Source organism: uncultured Tyzzerella sp. (assembly GCF_963558545.1).
Lineage (GTDB): Bacteria > Bacillota > Clostridia > Lachnospirales > CAG-274 > Tyzzerella.
This window is the reverse complement of the sequence record NZ_CAUWHO010000021.1, coordinates 1-19,180: the sequence shown is the minus strand read 5'-3', so window position 1 is coordinate 19,180 and position 19,180 is coordinate 1. Positions and strand designations below refer to the sequence as shown.

General features: G+C 23.6%; 18 protein-coding genes. 7 read left to right on the top strand and 11 right to left on the bottom strand.

Annotated features, from left to right (window positions below; translation table 11 throughout):
• Positions 1 to 49: 49 nt before the first annotated feature.
• Positions 50 to 1,036, bottom strand: a complete 987-nt coding sequence (locus tag R5Z65_RS04890) for a deoxyguanosinetriphosphate triphosphohydrolase (RefSeq protein WP_317367439.1) — start codon at positions 1,034 to 1,036, stop codon at positions 50 to 52.
• 69 nt (positions 1,037 to 1,105) lie between these two features.
• On the bottom strand, positions 1,106 to 1,666 hold the full coding sequence (locus tag R5Z65_RS04885) for a manganese efflux pump (protein WP_317367437.1): 561 nt from the start codon (positions 1,664 to 1,666) through the stop codon (positions 1,106 to 1,108).
• A 145-nt stretch (positions 1,667 to 1,811) separates the two neighbouring features.
• On the opposite strand from R5Z65_RS04885, the gene R5Z65_RS04880 reads away from it, so the two are divergent.
• From R5Z65_RS04880 to R5Z65_RS04860, 5 genes are all read left to right on the top strand, one after another.
• The gene (locus tag R5Z65_RS04880) at positions 1,812 to 2,861 is read left to right on the top strand and encodes a DnaD domain protein (RefSeq protein ID WP_317367436.1); all 1,050 of its coding nucleotides are present in this window, start codon (positions 1,812 to 1,814) and stop codon (positions 2,859 to 2,861) included.
• The gene (locus R5Z65_RS04875; RefSeq protein WP_317367435.1) at positions 2,854 to 3,855 is read left to right on the top strand and encodes an ATP-binding protein; all 1,002 of its coding nucleotides are present in this window, start codon (positions 2,854 to 2,856) and stop codon (positions 3,853 to 3,855) included. The genes R5Z65_RS04880 and R5Z65_RS04875 overlap by 8 nt, the downstream gene beginning before the upstream one ends.
• A gap of 56 nt (positions 3,856 to 3,911) precedes the next feature.
• Positions 3,912 to 4,580 (top strand): PrsW family glutamic-type intramembrane protease, encoded by a 669-nt coding sequence (locus R5Z65_RS04870; protein WP_317367433.1) that lies wholly within the window; start codon positions 3,912 to 3,914, stop codon positions 4,578 to 4,580.
• A gap of 261 nt (positions 4,581 to 4,841) precedes the next feature.
• Positions 4,842 to 5,303 carry an NUDIX domain-containing protein gene (locus tag R5Z65_RS04865; protein ID WP_317367431.1) on the top strand — a complete coding sequence of 154 codons (462 nt, stop codon included), beginning with the start codon at positions 4,842 to 4,844 and terminating at the stop codon, positions 5,301 to 5,303.
• A 1-nt stretch (position 5,304) separates the two neighbouring features.
• Complete coding sequence (locus R5Z65_RS04860) at positions 5,305 to 5,550, top strand: hypothetical protein (protein ID WP_317367429.1); 246 nt, start codon at positions 5,305 to 5,307, stop codon at positions 5,548 to 5,550.
• 45 nt (positions 5,551 to 5,595) lie between these two features.
• Here the strand turns inward: R5Z65_RS04860 and R5Z65_RS04855 are convergent, their stop codons facing one another.
• The 7 genes from R5Z65_RS04855 to R5Z65_RS04825 form a co-directional block, all read right to left on the bottom strand.
• Positions 5,596 to 6,534, bottom strand: coding sequence for a magnesium transporter CorA family protein (locus tag R5Z65_RS04855; protein ID WP_317367427.1), 939 nt, complete (start codon positions 6,532 to 6,534; stop codon positions 5,596 to 5,598).
• A gap of 199 nt (positions 6,535 to 6,733) precedes the next feature.
• Positions 6,734 to 7,729 (bottom strand): DNA polymerase III subunit delta, encoded by a 996-nt coding sequence (gene holA / locus R5Z65_RS04850; protein WP_317367426.1) that lies wholly within the window; start codon positions 7,727 to 7,729, stop codon positions 6,734 to 6,736.
• A gap of 11 nt (positions 7,730 to 7,740) precedes the next feature.
• Positions 7,741 to 9,819, bottom strand: a complete 2,079-nt coding sequence (locus tag R5Z65_RS04845; protein ID WP_317367425.1) for a DNA internalization-related competence protein ComEC/Rec2 — start codon at positions 9,817 to 9,819, stop codon at positions 7,741 to 7,743.
• A gap of 206 nt (positions 9,820 to 10,025) precedes the next feature.
• Positions 10,026 to 11,006: a GerMN domain-containing protein gene (locus tag R5Z65_RS04840; protein ID WP_317367423.1), complete on the bottom strand. Its 981-nt coding sequence runs from the start codon at positions 11,004 to 11,006 to the stop codon at positions 10,026 to 10,028.
• 20 nt (positions 11,007 to 11,026) lie between these two features.
• Positions 11,027 to 12,358, bottom strand: a complete 1,332-nt coding sequence (locus R5Z65_RS04835) for a HAMP domain-containing sensor histidine kinase (protein ID WP_317367422.1) — start codon at positions 12,356 to 12,358, stop codon at positions 11,027 to 11,029.
• 94 nt (positions 12,359 to 12,452) lie between these two features.
• Positions 12,453 to 13,142 carry a response regulator transcription factor gene (locus R5Z65_RS04830; RefSeq protein WP_317367421.1) on the bottom strand — a complete coding sequence of 230 codons (690 nt, stop codon included), beginning with the start codon at positions 13,140 to 13,142 and terminating at the stop codon, positions 12,453 to 12,455.
• Positions 13,143 to 13,153: 11 nt separating this feature from the next.
• Complete coding sequence (locus tag R5Z65_RS04825) at positions 13,154 to 13,585, bottom strand: helix-hairpin-helix domain-containing protein (RefSeq protein WP_317367419.1); 432 nt, start codon at positions 13,583 to 13,585, stop codon at positions 13,154 to 13,156.
• Positions 13,586 to 13,688: 103 nt separating this feature from the next.
• On the opposite strand from R5Z65_RS04825, the gene R5Z65_RS04820 reads away from it, so the two are divergent.
• Positions 13,689 to 15,158, top strand: a complete 1,470-nt coding sequence (locus R5Z65_RS04820; RefSeq protein ID WP_317367418.1) for a D-alanyl-D-alanine carboxypeptidase family protein — start codon at positions 13,689 to 13,691, stop codon at positions 15,156 to 15,158.
• 96 nt (positions 15,159 to 15,254) lie between these two features.
• Here R5Z65_RS04820 and raiA read toward each other — a convergent pair whose 3' ends face one another.
• On the bottom strand, positions 15,255 to 15,797 hold the full coding sequence (gene raiA / locus R5Z65_RS04815) for a ribosome-associated translation inhibitor RaiA (protein ID WP_317367415.1): 543 nt from the start codon (positions 15,795 to 15,797) through the stop codon (positions 15,255 to 15,257).
• A gap of 175 nt (positions 15,798 to 15,972) precedes the next feature.
• A complete protein-coding gene (locus tag R5Z65_RS04810; protein ID WP_317367413.1) occupies positions 15,973 to 16,377 on the bottom strand; it encodes a hypothetical protein in 405 nt (134 codons plus the stop codon).
• A 103-nt stretch (positions 16,378 to 16,480) separates the two neighbouring features.
• Here R5Z65_RS04810 and R5Z65_RS04805 point away from each other — a divergent pair.
• Positions 16,481 to 19,180 (top strand): PD-(D/E)XK nuclease family protein (locus tag R5Z65_RS04805; protein ID WP_317367412.1); only part of this gene is annotated, 2,700 nt, incomplete at its 3' end.

Genomic DNA, 19,180 nt, shown 5'->3' with positions numbered 1-19,180 from the left:
TACTTATTCGACAAGAGTTAAAAAAATCCTTTACCTTTATAAGTCTTTATTATAAATTTATTTTTTCATAAATTTTAATAGCATATCTATCTGTCATACCAGCTATATAATCACATATAGCTCGTTCTTTAGTTTCTCCTGTTTTGCATATATTAGCAAATTCTTGAGGTACTTTTTCAAAATTTTTATAGTAGTAATGATATATTTCTTCAAGCATAGATTTATAGTTTTTTCTCTCTTCTGCTAAAACACCTGTTGTATATACATTATCAAATAAAAATTTTCTAAGAGTATACATACAAGCTTTAATTTCTTTTGTCATAATAATATCATTTTTATTTGAGCTATTTTTTATTATATCACGTATTAAAAAATTTATTATTTCTTTTGGTGTTTCTCCTAATACATCAAGGCATTGTCTAGGTAAATCGCTATGTTTTAATATTCCAGCTCTTATAGCGTCATCTATATCGTGGTTTATGTAGGCTATTTTATCTGAAATTTGTACAATTTTTCCTTCTAATGTAGATGGGTTGCATCTCCCACGATGATTTAATATGCCGTCTAGCACTTCTTTTGTTAAATTAAGTCCTAAGCCGTTTTTTTCTATTTTTTGAATAACTCTTACACTTTGTTCGTTGTGATGAAACCCTTCCTGTAGTAGCTCATTTAAAACATCTTCTCCAAGATGTCCAAAAGGTGTATGCCCTAAGTCGTGGCCTAATGCTATTGCCTCTGTTAAATCTTCGTTTAAAAATAATGCACTAGCTATTGTTCTTGCTATTTGAGCAACCTCTAAAGTGTGTGTTATTCTTGTTCTAAAATGGTCGCCTTCAGGAGATATAAAAACTTGTGTTTTATGCATAAGCCTTCTAAATGCCTTACTATGTATAATACGGTCTCTATCTCTTTGAAAGCAAGTTCTAATGTCACATTCTTCTTCAAACTTTAAGCGACCTAAACTATCTTTACTTTTGATTGCAAAATCACTTAATATTTGATTTTCTATCTTTTCTTTTTTTAATCTAATAGTCATAAAACACCTCCTAAATATTTTACTATATATTATTTTATTTTACATATATAGCATAAATCCTTTTATTTTTTACAAATGTTCTATAAAAATTTTAAAGCCAATAATTATAAGTATTAAGCCTCCAATTCTTTCGGTATTTTTAGATAACAAACCACCAATTTTTTTACCAATTAAAGCTCCTATAAAAGAAAATATAAAAGCTACTATTCCAATTATTAAAGATGGTCTAAAAATATCTAAATTTATAACAAAAAAGCTAACTCCAACAGCTAAAGCATCTATACTTGTGGCAATAGCTAAAACGGTCAAATTTTTTATAGATAAAATATTTTTATCATTGTAAATATTATTTTTTTCTTTTTTAAAGGTATTTATAATCATTTTAAAGCCAATAGTATTTAATAGTATAAATGCTATAAAATGATTAAATTTTAATATTTCTTCTCCTAATAAGTTGGTTAAATAGTATCCTATTATAGGCATAATAAATTGAAAAAAACCGAAAAATATACCAAATTTTAGTGCGTATGATATTTTAATTTTTTTTAGTAGCATACCATTAGATATAGAAACTGCAAAAGCATCCATAGCTAAGCTAATAGATATAAAAATTATTTCTAAGATACTCATATAAATTCTCCTTTTATTTTAGATGAAAAGTATTTCTTATTTATTAAATTTATCTATTTATTAATTATTTATTCATAAAATTATTGAAAACTATATTTATAGATGTTATTATATTTATTATCAATAATTTTTAAGAGGTAATGTTATGAATAATTATTTTTCTTTTGTACCTATATATAATTTATTTATAGAAAAATATATGATAAAATCAAACCCTAGCTTTGTTATAGTATACATTTATATATTAAAAAAGTTTGTAAATAGAGAGGAATTATCTTTAGATGAGCTATCTAAAGATTTAAATATTTTAGCATCAGATATAGTTAAAGCATTAGAATATTGGCAGGCAGAAAATCTTATATATTATAGGCAGATAGATAATAAAATAGAAATTAAATTTTTTGAAATAAAAGATCAAGACTTTAAAAATAGCATACTACATAACAATGAAATAAGTAAACAAAATAAAACTTATACAGATGAAGAAATAACTATTTATAGCCAGACAGATGAAATACAACAGCTTTTTAGATTAGCAGAAAAAAAATTAGCTAAAACTTTAACTTATCAAGATAGAAAAATATTAATAACTTTGTATGAAAATTATGGTATGCCTTTAGAAATTTTAGCAGTATTATTTACATATTGTATGGAAAATGGTAAAAATAATCTTAACTATATAGAAAAAGTTGCAATAGATTGGTGGGAAAATAATATAGACACATTAGAAAAGGTAGAAATATATTTAAAAGTTTATAATAACGATTTTAAAAAAATAATGAAATTTTTTGGTATATTAAACAGAGCTCCTATAAAAAAAGAAGAAGAAATTATGAAAAAATGGATTTTAGAATATAAAATGCCTATGACTATTATAGAAGAAGCTTGTATAAGAACTATTGTAACAACAGGTAAGGCTAGTTTTGAATATGCAACATCTATATTAGAGCGTTGGAAAGACAAAAATGTAAAATCTTTAGATGATATAAAAAGATTAGATAATGAATATGAAAGCTATATAAAAGCTAAAAAAGAAGAAAAGGAAAAAAGGTCAGAACAAACATTTAAAGTTAATACAAATAATAACTATGGTAAAAATAAGTTTGTAAACTATAAACAAGAACCATTAGATTATGATTTGCTTAGAAAAATAGAGATTATGACTTTAAAAGAGGGGATAGAAGATAATGATTAGTCAAGCTATATATAAAGATATATTAGCAGAATATGAAAAATTGACAGATGATGCAAAAAAGAAAATTGAGTTAAAAAAAGAAATTTGCTATAAAAAGTGTAAAAGAATAAAAGAGATAGATGATGAGCTTAATATGACAGCTATAAAAATATCTAAGGCTATTATATATGCAGGTAAAGATGAAAAGCAAAAATATATAGAAGATATAAAAAATTTAACAGAAAGTTTGAAAAAAGAAAAAGAAAGTCTTATGGCAGAAAATGGATTTTCTAAAAATTATTTTGATGATGTTTATATATGTAATAAATGTAAAGATACAGGTTTTATAAATAATAAAAAATGTGAATGTTTTAAACAAAAGCTTATAAATAAAGCCTATAATATGTCAAATATAGCAGAGATAATAAAAACAGAAAATTTTTCTAAATTTTCATTAGACTATTATTCCAAACAAATTGATAAAGAAAACAATATGTCTCCTTATGAAAATATGAAATTTATAATTAGGAAGTGTAGCTTATTTGTAGAAGAATTTGATGATAAGTTTAAAAATATGGTTTTTTATGGAAATACTGGACTTGGAAAAACATTTTTATGCAGATGTATAGCTAAAGAACTTTTAGACAAAGGTAAGATAGTTTTATATGTTACAGCATTTAATCTTTTTAGTATTTTTGAAAATCAGAAATTTAATAAAGATAATGAAGAAATAAACAAAGAGATTTTAAATCTTGTAAAAGAAGCAGATTTATTTATAATAGATGATTTAGGGACAGAATTTATAACATCTTTATCTACAACAGAGCTTTTTGATATTATAAATAGCCGTATTTTAGAAAGAAAATCTACAATAATATCTACTAATTTATCTCCAGATGAAATTGTAAAAAATTATTCTAATAGGATTGTATCTAGGTTATATGGAGAATATGATATGATAAAATTTTTTGGAAATGATATAAGGATAATAAAAAAGTTAAAAAATAAGGTATAAAATATCTATAAAAATAGAAATATATAGTTAAATAAATTTATATTTAAGGAGAAAAAATGGGAAGATTATTATATATATGTATTGCTCCTATTGTTATAATATTATTAACTGTATATATTAAAGATAAATATGAAAAAGAACCCATTAAACTAGCATTAACAGGAACATTTTATGGTATAGTTATTGCTGTTCCTATAACTTTTACAGAAAAATATATTACTAGTTTTGCACCACCTCAACACTCTATATATTATCCTTTTTTTATATCTTTTATAGTAGCATCTTTTGTAGAAGAAACATATAAGTATATTATATTAATGTTTTTAATATATAAAAATAATAATTACAACGAACCGTTTGATGGCATTTTATATGCAGTTTATATATCACTTGGATTTGCTATAATAGAAAATATTTTATACATTTTTAACCCTATGATAGGTGGATTATATACAGCAATAGCAAGGGCTATTTTTTCTGTACCAGCTCACGCTATTTTTGGAGTATATATGGGGTATTACTTATCTAAAGAAAAATTTTTTAAGCATAAAATGAAAATATTTTCTTTAATAATAGCTATATTTATACACGGTGTGTATGATTTATTATTATTTCCAGATATTAAATATAGTAATATATTTTTTGTAATATTTTTTGTTTATATATTTTTTATAAGCCTTAAAAGAATTAATTATTATATAAAGATATCTCCTTTTAAGGATTAATACAATATTTATCCACATATAAGTTTAGATATAAAGTTTATAAAAATTGATTTTAAAAAATATTGTAAAAATATAAAATTTTTATTGAAAAATTATTATAAAAGGAGTATACTTTTAATAAGAGCTTAAAGGTTCTTTAACTAATTTTTGCTATATATAAATTGGCATAGAACCATAATAGTAAATTTTATATAAACAACCTATTTTGTATAAAATTAATTAGCTTATGCTACCAATGCTATAACATCGGAGGAATTAATTGTGATAGAAGCTGTTAGTTGCGGAGGTGTTGTAATTCATCGTGGAAAGGTCTTATTGCTTTATAAAAATCAAAATGGGCGATATATGGGTTGGGTTATGCCAAAAGGTACTGTTGAAGAAGGTGAAACTTTTAAACAAACAGCACTAAGAGAAGTTAAAGAAGAAACTGGTGCTTCTGCCAAAATAATAAAATATATTGGCAAAACTGTATATACTTTTAAAGGTGGCTCAGATATTGTTAACAAAACAGTACATTGGTATCTTATGACAACAGATTCTTTTTATTGCAAGCCACAAGCAGAAGAATTTTTTGTAGACGCTGGATACTATAAAGAGCACGAGGCTTATTATTTATTAAAATTTAATGATGAAAAGCAAATAATGAAACGTGCTTATGCTGAATATATGGAGCATAGAAAAAGATTTTTTACAAAAAATAAAAATCATACAAGGAGGATTTAGTATGAAAACAGAACATTTAATCCAAGAATTAAAAAGAGAAATCGAAAAGTTTTCTAAAAAAATAAGTAATAGAACTGCATTATTTATTATATTAGGTTTTGTAATAGCATTATTAAGCGTTGTATTTTTAATTGTAAAAATTAAAAATAAAATGGAACTATTATCTCAAGATGATGATTTTTATTATGATGAAGATGATTTCTACGAAGATTACCATGCTTTAGACTATGAAGATGATGAAGAGTAAAATAAAAGTATACTGTCTTAGACAGTATACTTTTATTTTACTCTATTAAAACATATCTTTTTTTGACATAATTTTTCCTACTAACAGGCAAATACCTATAGAACCTAGTATAATCCATAAAAATGCAAGAGGATTATCAGAAAATGGAACAGGTACATTCATACCAAAGAAGCTTGATATTATAGTTGGTATTGCCATAATTATAGTGATAGATGTTAAAACTTTCATAACAATGTTTAAGTTGTTGGATATAATAGATGCAAAAGCATCCATTGTGCCAGCTAGTATATCACTATATATTTTTGACATTTCTATTGCTTGTTTATTTTCTATAATAGTATCTTCTAAAAGCTCTTTATCTTCTTCATATTTTTTTATAAAATCGTATCTTAATAGCTTTTCCATAACAAGTTCATTAGACTTTAGGGAAGTAGAAAAATATACTAAACTTTTTTCTAATGTTAAAAGTTGGATAAGCTCTTTGTTTTTTAGAGATTTATGAAGCTCATTTTCTATAATGTTACTTTGTTTATCTATCCTTTTTAGAAAATATAAGTATAAAGAAGCATTTTTATATAAAATCTGAAGAACAAATCTTGACCTTTTATAAGTAAAAAATGTTTTAACGCGATTTTTTATAAATGGTTCTAATACAAGTGTTTCGTTTAGAGAAACTGTAATAATAGCTTTATCTGTAAATATAATACCAATAGGTAAAGTTTCATATATATTAGATTCTCTATCTTTAGAGATACAAGGAGTATCTACTAATATAAGAACACTGTTTTTTTCCTCGTCTATTTCTATCCTAGAGCGTTCTTCTTCATCAAGTGCTGCATTTATAAAATCTGGGTCTATATCTAGCGCTTTAGCTACCTCATTTACTTCTTTTAAGTAAGGGTTTACCATATTTATCCAAACGCCTTCTGTAATAGTGTCTGTTTCTACAAGTTCTTTGTTTGAAGATATATACATTTTTATCATTTTATTTCCTCCTTAAAAGTCCATATAAAGTTAGGAAATATAAAATAGGCTAAGGCAAATCCTAAATTTATGGACTAAATTATAAATATTCAATTTTTTGCTAAAATAATACTGGGGTATAATGTCCATAAAAATCACCTGCCTTTAATTAATAATCTATATAATATTGTAAAACATTTAGTTAATTTTTGCAATACTTTTATAGGGTAGTATATTTTATTATTAACAGTTCCACAGCTATTTCATCTGTAGATTGCCCAGTTTTTATTTTATTGTCTATTTCTAAACATTCATTTATTGCTTGTAACAATATTTTTATAGAAAAATTTTTGCTATGGTTAAGGGCTTCTTTAACTATAAAATCTCTTAAACCAAGCTTTGATGCAATGCTATTTATATTATAATTTTTATTATATAAATATTTTGTTTGTAATATAATCCTAAATTGCCTAGATATCATATTTAAAATAATGAAAGGAGATGTTTTATTATTAATGAGGTTTTTATACATTTTTATTGCATTTTTCATATCTTTATTTGCCATAAAGTTTATAAGGTCGAATATTTTGCTTTCAACTGATTTTGTACATATATTATCTATATCTTTTATAGTTATTTTGTCAGTGCTATTTTTGTAGGATATAAGCTTATTTATTTCATTTAAAATTATTTCCATATTGGAGCTTATATTTCTTATAATATATAGTGCTTCTTTTGTAGATATATCTTTATTATTATCTTTAAATACATTTAATATCCAACTAACTAGTTGATTTTCTGAAGGTATATCTATTTGATGAGTTGTTCCTATACTATGTATAGTTTTAAAAATTTTTAACTTTTTATCTATTTTTTCTTCTATAAAAGTAATTATTGTAGTTTTAGGTATATTATGTAAATATTGTTCTAGCTTAGCAGTATCATCTTTTCTACCATCGTATATTAATCCTGTATTTTTTAAAATAACTAGCCTATATTCGTTCATAAAAGGCATAGTATCACAAGCATCTATTACTTCAGAAATATTAAAACTTTTACCCTCAAAAATATCAAAATTCATCATTTTAAAGTTTTCATTTACAATACTAGATATTAATTTTTTTTCATAAGTATTTTTTAAATATTCTTCTTCTCCAAATATAAGATATATATTTGAAAAATTTTTGTTTTTTATATGGTTATCTAAAGTTTTCAAATTTATCTCCCCTAAAAATTATTTTTAATATAGGATATTTTATAATTATTTTTATAAAATTTTATAGTTATGGTTTTATTTTTATCTGTTCTATAAATATTAACATTAGCATTTTTTAAATTATTTATAGTTTCTTGGCTAGGGTGGTTATATATATTGTTTTCTTTACAAGATATTAAAGCATCTTTAGGATTTGTTTTAGCTAAAAAATCAGATGTAGTAGATGTTTTTGAACCGTGGTGAGCAACTTTTAATATATCTGCATTTAAACTTGTATTATTCTCTAATAAGAAATTTTCTGCTTGTTTTTCTATATCACCTGTAAATAAAACAGAATTATTTTTATATTTTAGTTTTAAAACAATAGAATTATTATTATCATTATCATCTAAAAAGTTTTTATTGGGATGAAGTATATCAAATTTTAAATTATCGCCTAAAGAAAGTGTGTCGCCATTTTGTAAAAAGTAAACAGGGATATTTTTATCTTTTGCAATATTTAAAAGAGTATTGTAGTTTTCATCTAGCGTATTATTTATTGGTAAAAATAAATTTTTTATATGTATTTTATCTAAAATTTCTATTATGCCTTTTATATGGTCGTTATCATTATGGCTTACAAATACAAAATCTATTGTTTTTATACCTTTACTTTTTAAATAGGGAAGAATAATATTTTCTCCAGTAGAAAAATTATTACTACCACCACCATCTATTAAAAATACACCATCGTTATTAATACCAACAATACTATCTCCTTGCCCTACATCTAACATAGTTATAGTAAATGGTTTTGGGATAAGTATAGATAAAGAGGTACATATAATAAATATAATAATACCAATATTAATAAATTTTTTACGAGTTTTTATAAGATATTTATCATAGAAAGTGTATCCTATAAAAAATAACATAGCGTATATACCTATTATTATAAAAATAGATGGACGGCCAATAATTATATTATTAAATTCCATATTTTCTATTATTTTACACATATATGTAAATAACCTTAGTATATAGTATACACTACCTATTAAAAATTTAGCAATAGGTATACTAAATATACCAACAATACTTGTTATAAAACCAATAATTACAACAATTGACATAAAGGGAATGATAACTACATTTAAAAATGTATCTAGTATAGTAATGTTATAAAAATAGTATGCTGTTATAGGCTTTATAGATAAGCATACAAAAAATGATATAATAAAAGCTTTACATATACCTTTAATACTATAAATAGTACATATTCTACCACCTAAAAATGCTATAGAAAATACAGATGTATAGGAATATAAAAAGCCTATATCAAAAATATAATAAGGATTTTTAATAAGTAAAATTATGGCAGATAAACTAATAGATGATATAAAGTCAGGATTTCTAAAAATCATATCCCCAACTAATACAGTTATACACATAATAGTAGCTCTTATTGTTGATAAATTACTACCAGTAAATATACAGTATAAAATTAGTATAATAATAACCAATATATTGCCAAAGCGTCTATGGATAAGGTTGAATATTTTTCTTAAAAATAATGCTAAGATGCCTATATGTAATCCAGATATTGCAAGTATATGGTATATTCCAGAAGTTCTATATAAATTGATTGTTTCATTATCTAAAAATTGCTTTTCACCTAAAATCATAGCTTTTAAAATATTACTCTCTGTTATTGGTAATATACTATCGTATATATTACCAATATTATCCTTTAAGTTAGATAAATATAATTTTAATTTATTATATTTTAAAATTTCTATTTTATTAGCATACATTTTATATTTAATGTTATCTATTTTATAGTTTAGCTCTTCGTCATATCCATTAGGAGTAGATTTTTTATTTGGATAATATATAGTACCATTAATAGATACTTTAGCACCAATTTTTATATTATTTATACTATCTGTATAAACTAAAATATTTAATTTTTTATAAGAATTATTAATGTATTTTGTAGTTAATTTAAATTTATATTTATTATTAGATGTTTTTTCTATATTTTTTATATAACCAATAGTATGTATTTCTTCTTTTTCATTTAAAGAATATGGAACATTATTTATATACATTAAAAAATATCCTATTAAAGAAAATAATACTAAATACTTAGGAAATTTTATTTTATATATTTTGCTTAAATAAAATGACATAACAAACAATAAAGAAAATGTATATATTTGATAAGAAATAATACATTAATATACCTAAAGTTAAAAATGTTAGTATAAATAATAAAGGTCTTTTCATAATATAATTTTAAAAGAAAGGTTAAACACTAACCTTTCTTTTTATCTTCTCCTGTAGTATTTTCATTTTCTATTATACTTTTATACCTACCTAAAGGTTGGCTAATGTCTATATTAGTATTTGTAATATTTATCTTTTCACCATTTATCAAAAATTGTACTTTATTAACATTATTTAGATTTGTCAAAGAATTTACTATAGAATATATAGATAAATTTTGCATTTTTTCATTTACATACATTTTTGACATAAAATCTGAGCTTAAGTCTACATAGCATATATTATCTTCTGTTTTAATATTTCTAATTTTAGTTTCTGAAGGGATAACTTTAATAGTATCATCTGATGTAGAGCCTTTTATAAGCTCCTCTACAATATGCAACTCCATACTTTTATTTTGTTTTACTGCTATATTTCTAATTTCTTTTACTAATTTATTATTTTTATTAGCAAAATATAAAACTACCTTTTCTTTTTCTATTTTATCTGGAGATATAGTAGGGTTTAAAATTATATTAGAACGATTTAAATATTCTATATTATCGCTATATTTTTGCTCTATACCATCTACAAGTATTTTTACATTGTTTACAAATGGAGTTTCTGTAATAGTCCAAACAAAGCTACTCCTAAATAATAGTTTTTCTACATTAGAAAGATTATTGTAATTATTAGATAAATTTATATTTAAAGTATAATCTGTTATATTTGCATTTAATATGGATAAATCTTTTGGTATAGTGGATTTTAAGTTTGTAGATTTTGGGGAAATTTGCATTTCTTTAAAAATAACATTTACAATATCTTCTTTTTTTAAATGTATTTTTCTTTGTTCATATGATATATTATTATTTATTTTATCATAATAATATATTTTAATATTTTTAATATTATTATTTATGTTATTGCTTTTAGAAGGGGATAATATAAAAGAGGCTATTGCAATAATAAAAATAGATATTATAACAAAAACTACACCAACTAGAAATAATTTTTTATTATTATTCATATTTCCTCCTAATATAATTATTATTCTTGTTTTTCAATAAATTTTATAGGTATTCTTACAATAAATGTAGAACCTTCTCCTTCTTTACTAGAGACTTTTATACTACCTTTATGTAAAATAACTGTAGAATGAGTAATGGAAAGTCCAAGTCCAGTTCCACCTGTTTCTCTATCTCTAGTTTTATCTACCCTGTAAAATCTATTAAATATTTTTGTTTGCTCTTCCTCATTAATACCTATACCTGTATCAGAAACTGTTATAAACGCATTTTGGTGGTCGCAATCTAGTGTAACCTTAACACTTCCTTCTGTATTAGTATATTTTATAGCATTCTCTACAAGATTAGATATTGCTAAGCTAAATTTCATTTCATCCGCTTCTACAACTACATTTTTTAAATATTCTTTAGATATAGTTATATTTTTTTGAGCTGATAAAGGTGTAAGCCTTTTTAATATATCATCTAACATTTTATTAAGGTCTGTTTCTGTTATATTAAGCCCTGCCTCTCTAAAGTCTAGTTTAACTAATGCTAAAAGATTATTTACTATTTCTGTCATTCTATCTATTTCTGAATTTATATCTTGTAAAAATTCTATATACACTTCAGATGGAATATCTTCTTGTAAAAGGATAGAATCGCTTAAAACTTTTATGGAACTAAGAGGTGTTTTTAGCTCGTGAGAAACATTAGAAACAAACTCTTGTCTTGAAGTATCGATTTGCTCTAATTTTTCTGTCATAGCATTAAATGCTTCTCCTAACTGGGATATTTCATTACTACCGTTTATTTTAACTCTTTGATGTAACTGTCCATCGGTTATTTCATTAATACTTTTTAGAATTTTCTTTAAAGGACTTATTACTATCTCTGATGTGAAAAATACAAATATCCCTATTATTATACTTATAAAAATAGTTAGTAAAAACCATTTTTGGCTAACACCAGCTATTAACATTTCAGAATTTTCAAATGAAGATATTAGTAGTACAACACCTTTTTTATAAGAAGATGCTTCTTCTATATAGCTAGAGGCATACAATGTTTTTTCTTCTTTATGATATGTAGAGTTATTTTTACCATTTAAAGAGAGTATAACTTCTGGTATTATAAAAGTTTTATCAACAGAAGAAGCATTTGTATCTGATATAACAACGCCGTTATCATCTATTATTAATATTCTAAAATCTTCATCGCTACTTTTTTCTTCTAATATTGCTAGAAGTTCTTTTTGTTTTTCTGGAGATGATAAATAATTTCCTTCTTGTATCATAACAGCTATTTTATTAGCTTGGTATAGTAACTCTCTTTCATCAATATTTCTAAAGTAAGATTCCATAGTATTTTTCATTATATTAGAAAAAAATACTAAAGGGAAAAAACTTATAAAAAAGAAATATATAAAAAGTTTTGTTCTAAGGCTTTGATACCATTTTATTTGAGTATTATTGAAAATAATAACCAACCCCCCATTTTGTATGAATGTATTTTGGCTCGCTAGGGCATTCTTCTATTTTTTCTCTAAGTCTTCTAACGTGAACATCTACACTTCGTGCATCTCCAGGGTAGCCATAGCCCCATATGGTGTCTAAAAGATTTTCTCTACTATAAACTTTACCTATGTTTTTTATTAAAAGCTCTAAAAGGTCAAACTCTTTAGCAGTAAGATTTATTTCCTTTTGGTTTATAAAAGTTCGCCTAGATTCTGTGTTTATTTCTATATCTCTAATTTTTATAATATTTTTATTTGTAATAGGTGCTTCTACTTTTTTTACGCTTCTTCTTAAAATTGCTTTTATTCTTGCTTTTAGCTCTAGTATATTAAAAGGTTTTGTTATATAATCATCTGCACCGTATTCAAGTCCCATTATTTTATCCATATCTTCACCTTTTGCAGTAACCATTATTATAGGTACACTAGAAAATTCTCTTATCATTTGGCAAACCATAAGTCCGTCTATTTTAGGAAGCATAACATCTAGCAATATAAGGTTATATTCATTTTCTTTTGCTAACCTAAGGGCTTCTTCTCCATCATATGCTATATCTATTTTCATACCTTCTTGCTCTAAACTAAATTTTATACCTTTAACAATAAGCTTTTCATCGTCAACAACTAAAATATTTCTGTCCATATATTATCTCCTTAACCAGTAGTTATTAAATTTTTTATTTTTTCATATATTTTATCACCAATACGGTCCACATTTTTTATATCAGAAACATCTTTAAATAAAGAAATATTTTCTCTATAATATATTATATTTTGTGCCAATGTATCACCTATACCAGGTAATGTTTTTAATGTTTCTTTGTCTGCTTTATTTATATTTACTATATTGGGATTATTTTTTTCATTGGAGTTATTTTTATCAATATTTATTTTATTTATATCTGAATAATTGTTTTGGGTATAAGTATTTTTTTGTGTGTATAAATTATCGGGTATATAATTACTTTTATTATTAGTATTTATAGAAAAATTTGTAGTCTTATTGTTATATGGTGTAGCTATTATATAAATACAACTTAATAATAAGGATAAAATGGTTAATATTATAGTATATTTATTTTTCATAAAATCTCCCAATTCGTATTTTTAAATATTGAATTTATTAAAAAAGTGTTATATAATAAAAAATGCAAATTAAATATAACAGTTTAAGAAAGAGGCCGTAATTATGAATTTTTATAAATTTTTTAAAAGTTTTATTTGTTTTATATTATTATATACGATTTTTTTTACAAATACTAGTACATTTTATATTTTTGCTAATGAAATTGATGAAACAACTACAAATCAGAAAGAAAATATAATTGAAGATACAAATATAAATGATATAGAAAATAAACAACAGCTAGATGACCCTTTAGGATTGACAGCAGAATCAGCTGTTTTAATAGATGCAAAAACAGGTATTGTTATATATGACAAAGATAAAGATGCAAAATCTTACCCAGCTAGTACAACAAAGATTTTAACAGCCCTATTAGCTATAGAAAATACAAAGCCAACAGACATATTAACACATTCTCATAATTCGGTTTTTAATATAGGTCCTGGTAGCAGCCATATAGGTATGAGGGAAAATGAGCAAATAACAATGGAACAAGCTTTAAATGGTGTTTTATTAGCATCTGCTAATGAAGTTTGTATGGCTATAGCAGAGCATATATCTGGTAGTGAAGAAAAGTTTGTAGAGCTTATGAATAATAAGGCTAAAGAGTTAGGCGCTAAAAATACTAATTTTGTAAACCCTCACGGATTTCATCATCAAAATCATTATACAACAAGCTATGATATTGCACTTATAATGAAAGAAGCTATTAAAAATGAAGAATTTGTAAAATATATAAGTACTACAACATATAAAATACCTGTTACTAATATTGTTAATGAGGAAAGGGTGTTAAATAATACTAATAAACTTATTTTAAAAAGATCTCCATATTATTATGAGTACTGTGTAGGAGGTAAAACAGGTTTTACTAATGAAGCCGGCAATACATTGGTTACTTATGCAAAAAAAGATAACATAGAGTTAATAGCTGTTGTTATGAAAGACCAGGGCTTTAAAGTATATGAAGATACAAAAGCTTTATTTGAGTATGGTTTTTCTAACTATCAAGAAAAAGAAATATTTAACAAAGAAGGATATAAAGATAAAGTACCTGTTGTTCAAAAATATAAAGACAAAGAAATTCCTTTAGGTGATATATATTTAGTGGCAGAGGAAAGCCTTAATTTAAACTTACCAAAAAGTGTTGAAATTGAAAAAATACAAATGAAAAATAATATTCCAAATCCAGTAGTAGGACCTATTAGTATAGGGGATAAAATAGGTACATTAGATTTTTTATATGAAGGAAATAAAATAGCTAGTATAAATGTTATATCAAAAGATAAAGTGGATATTATAGATGAAACAAAATTAGATAGAAAAGAAAAAATAAAGTCTATTTTATTTTTATTACTAAAGGTGTTAAAATATTTATTTATTGGTATAGTTGTATTTTTTGTATTTGTTTTTATTATTAGAAGGATAGTAAAATCTAAAAGAAGGGCTAAAATGAAAAATAGGTATAGGAATAACATAAAACCTTTAAAACCTGCTAAAAATAATAAAAATATCAGAAGACGTAGAAAATAGTTATATTATATTTAAAAATTTTAATTTTGTAGTGTATAAAGAGTATTAAAATAAAAATAAACGGTTAAAGATTGTCTTTAACCGTTTATTTTTATTTTAATACTCTGGGTCTATAAGTCCATAAGAGCCATCTTTTCTTTTATAAACTACGTTTATTTCATCAGTTGAATCATTTCTAAATACAAAGAAATTATGAGAAATAAGCTCCATCTCCATAACAGCTTCTTCTGGGTCCATAGGTTTAATTTCAAATTTTTTAGTTTTATCTATTTTAATAGTATCTTCATTATCTTCATCATCTAATCCTATAGATACAGCTTTTAATTCATCTGCAAATGAAGAATCTCTACGAGATTTATCTCTTAAACGACTTCTGTATTTAACCATTTGTTTTTCTAATTTATCTACAACTTCATCAATAGCAGCATACATATCATCTTTTGTAACCTCTGCTCTTAAAACTCTCTTAGGGAGATTAACAGTAACCTCTATTTTATTTTCTAGTTTTACAACAGATAAAGTTACTTTAATATCTGTATTTTCTGGAAAAAGCCTTTCTATTCTATTAATTTTACTTGTAATTTTTTCCTTTAAAGCGTCTGTAACAGTAGTATTTTTTGCTTTGAATGTATAACGCATAACGAACACTCCTTTTATCCTTTAATTAGATAAGCAATTTAAATTGTTTATCTTTATATGTATATTATTCGCCAAGTAAAGCTAAAACCCTTTTTAAATATTAACCAAAAATTACTAAAAAATATATTAAAATTTGACAAAAATTGTGCAAAAATAAATTACTTTTTAAATGTAGTTATTTTTTTGCTTGCTCTAAAGCTTTATCTATGGCTTTAACTAATATATCCGTAGTCATAGAATTATCTACAGATGCTTTTATATCTGTACTTTGATTTTCTATTATTTGTGCAGAAATATCATCTATAGAACGTCCAAAAAGAGGATAAAAAACTTCTTGTGTTTCTCCCATATTAACAAGATTAATATCTAATATTTCATTTTTTGATACTGTAACTTGAACAGATACAGGGTTACTATGTAGCACTATATCAGAGGAATATGTACCAGGATTGTATGCTGTAGTATTATTTTTAGGTATAAACAAATATACAATAACACCTAATATAACAATTCCTATAATAGCTAACAAAGTTTTTTTGATAATATCTCTAAGTTTTACAACGACTATTTTTGTGCTCAAAAAAACACCTCCGTAATAAATAATATATTTATATTTTTATTACAATAATTATAAAAATATGTTAAAATAATAATAATTAATATAAAATGGATAGGGTGAAAAGATGAAACTACAATATATTTTTGGGAGAGCTGGTAGTGGAAAGCTAGAGCATTGTATTAATGAAATATTAATAAGACAAGAAGAAAAGTATTTACCATCTGTTCTTATTGTTCCAGAGCAATTTACCTTACAAGCAGAAAGAAAAATTATAGAAAAATCCAAAACTAAAGTTTTATTTAATACTTATGTACTAAATTTTAAAAGGCTTGCTTATCGTATTTTTTCTGAACTTGGTATATCAAACAAAAAGCCTCTTGAAGATATAGGACAAACTATGGTTTTGAGAAAAATATTATACAATCTTGGTAAAGAAGATGTGCTTAAATATTTTTCTGAAAAGTCTTATGCTAATATAGGGTTATTAGAAAAAATAGGCGACATATTAAAAGAATTTTCTGAATTTGGAGTTGACGTAGAAAGTTTAGAAAATGCAATAAAAAATATAGATACAGAGATAAATGAAAGCTTAGCTTTAAAGATTAATGATTTAAAAGAAATATATGTAGCTTATAAAAGTTTTATAAAAAATGATTATATAACAGATGATGGAATATTAGATATTTTGGCACAAAAAATAGATGAATCTAAACTTATAACAAAAGATACACAAGTTTTTATTTATGGATTTGAGTCTTTAAATCATCAAGAGTTAAACATTATTTACAAGCTTTTTGAAAAATGTGAAAAAATAAATATGTATTTTACATTAAATGCTAATATAACCTATTTTGAAAATATAAATCCTTTTGACCAGTATTTTTATATTAAAAATACTATAAATAAAATAAATGATAAAATAGTTGTAAAGTTAGGAGTAACTGTTGAAAAGATAATATATTTACCAGAAGATAAAAGGCATACAAATAATAAAGAATTATCCTTTTTAGAAGAAAATTTTTTGAAATATAACAATGGGAAATATGATGATAATGTAGAAAATATAAATATATATTGTTGTAAAAATAAATATACAGAAATAGAAAAAGTATCTAATATTATTTTGGATTTGGTTAAAAATAGAAACTATAAGTTTAAAGACATTGTAATAATATTAGGAGATTTATCTTATCAAAAGAATATAAAAATGCTTTTTAACAGGTATAAAATACCATATTTTTTAGATGATAAAAAGAAAATAACAAATCATTGTTTAGTAGAATTTATAATGTCTTCTTTAGATATTATTATATATAATTTTCAATATGAAAGTGTTTTTAGGTATTTAAGAACAGGTATACTTGATATATTAAACACTTGTGGAATAACAAAAGAAGATATTAATATAATAGAAAACTATATTATAAAATATGGTATAAAAGGGGATAAATGGAAAAAAGATTTTGTATATGGATTTTATGAAAACTCTATCTATACTTATGATAACATAAACAACATTAGAAGAAATATTTTAAGAAGTATGTCTAAACTAGATATAAATAAAAATAAAAAATATACTGTTTTAGATATTAGTAAAATGATATTAGATTTTATGGTTGATATTAATATAGAAGAAGCTATAAAGGCTATAATGAATAGAGATAGAGAGCTATTTACAAAAGGTATTATAAAAAATGCAGGTATTGTAGATGAACATATGCAGGTATTTAATAGTATATGTGAAATATTACAAAAATTTGTTGATATACTAGGTAATGAAAAGATGACAATAGAAGAATATAGTAAAATATTAAAATCTGCCTTTGAAAAAGAAACTATAAGCATAATACCTCCAACTCAAGACCAAATTTTAATAGGTGATTTTGATAGGACAAAAATAACAGATAACAAAGTATTGATTGCTATGGGGATAAATGAAGGAAATTTACCTAAGTATAAAGATGAAAGTCCATTTATATCTGATAATGAAAAAATATATTTATTATCAAATGGTATAGAAATGAGGGCTACAACTATATCTAGTATGTCTACAGAAATGTTTAATATATATTCTTTAATTTTAAAGCCTAAAGATAAGTTATATTTAACATATTGTTTAAGCAATTTAGAGGGGGCTAGTAAAAAGCCATCTGTTGTTGTAAGTAAAATAAAAAATATTTTCCCAAATTTAGTAGAAAATATAGAAGAAAGTAGCATTGATTTAAAAAGTTGTCCTGAAATAGCTTTTGATAGTATATTTAAAAGTTTTAATTATGTAGATAGTGTAGATGATATTACAAAAGATACATTTACCTGGTTTTTAGATAACAAAGATTTTTTAGAAAAAATAGAACATATAAAAGAAGGTATATTAAAAATAGAAAATACAAATGATGACTATATAAATGAAGAATTATTGGATAAAGTGCATAAAGATAATACTATTTTTTCTAGTGTATCTAAGCTAGAAGAATTTAAAAAATGTCCTTTTTCATATTTTTTAAAATATACTCTTAATATAAAAGAAAGGGATACTAATATTTTAGATTACTTAAAGCTAGGAAATATATACCATAACATACTAGAAGAGTTTTCTAATAAAATACTAAAAGAAAATGTTGACATTGATAGTATATCAGAACAAGAAATATATTTATTAGTTGATAATATAGTTGATAGTATTTGTAAAAGTGATGATTTAATAAGTATGTTTGAAGCATCTGCTAAATACAAATATTATATTGTTAGAATAAAGAAAATAGTTGGTATGTCTGCTAATGCTATAATAAAGCAAATAAAAGATGGTTCTTTTATACCTAAATAT

Excerpts from the sequence above, each read along its gene's own strand:
- R5Z65_RS04890 (WP_317367439.1), bottom strand. The coding sequence starts at position 1,036 with ATGACTATTAGATTAAAAAAAGAAAAGATAGAAAATCAAATATTAAGT.
- R5Z65_RS04885 (WP_317367437.1), bottom strand. The coding sequence starts at position 1,666 with ATGAGTATCTTAGAAATAATTTTTATATCTATTAGCTTAGCTATGGAT.
- R5Z65_RS04880 (WP_317367436.1), top strand. The coding sequence starts at position 1,812 with ATGAATAATTATTTTTCTTTTGTACCTATATATAATTTATTTATAGAA.
- R5Z65_RS04875 (WP_317367435.1), top strand. The coding sequence starts at position 2,854 with ATGATTAGTCAAGCTATATATAAAGATATATTAGCAGAATATGAAAAA.
- R5Z65_RS04870 (WP_317367433.1), top strand. The coding sequence starts at position 3,912 with ATGGGAAGATTATTATATATATGTATTGCTCCTATTGTTATAATATTA.
- R5Z65_RS04860 (WP_317367429.1), top strand. The coding sequence starts at position 5,305 with ATGAAAACAGAACATTTAATCCAAGAATTAAAAAGAGAAATCGAAAAG.
- R5Z65_RS04855 (WP_317367427.1), bottom strand. The coding sequence starts at position 6,534 with ATGATAAAAATGTATATATCTTCAAACAAAGAACTTGTAGAAACAGAC.
- R5Z65_RS04845 (WP_317367425.1), bottom strand. The coding sequence starts at position 9,819 with ATGTATATAAATAATGTTCCATATTCTTTAAATGAAAAAGAAGAAATA.
- R5Z65_RS04840 (WP_317367423.1), bottom strand. The coding sequence starts at position 11,006 with ATGAATAATAATAAAAAATTATTTCTAGTTGGTGTAGTTTTTGTTATA.
- R5Z65_RS04835 (WP_317367422.1), bottom strand. The coding sequence starts at position 12,358 with ATGAAAAATACTATGGAATCTTACTTTAGAAATATTGATGAAAGAGAG.
- R5Z65_RS04830 (WP_317367421.1), bottom strand. The coding sequence starts at position 13,142 with ATGGACAGAAATATTTTAGTTGTTGACGATGAAAAGCTTATTGTTAAA.
- R5Z65_RS04825 (WP_317367419.1), bottom strand. The coding sequence starts at position 13,585 with ATGAAAAATAAATATACTATAATATTAACCATTTTATCCTTATTATTA.
- R5Z65_RS04820 (WP_317367418.1), top strand. The coding sequence starts at position 13,689 with ATGAATTTTTATAAATTTTTTAAAAGTTTTATTTGTTTTATATTATTA.
- raiA (WP_317367415.1), bottom strand. The coding sequence starts at position 15,797 with ATGCGTTATACATTCAAAGCAAAAAATACTACTGTTACAGACGCTTTA.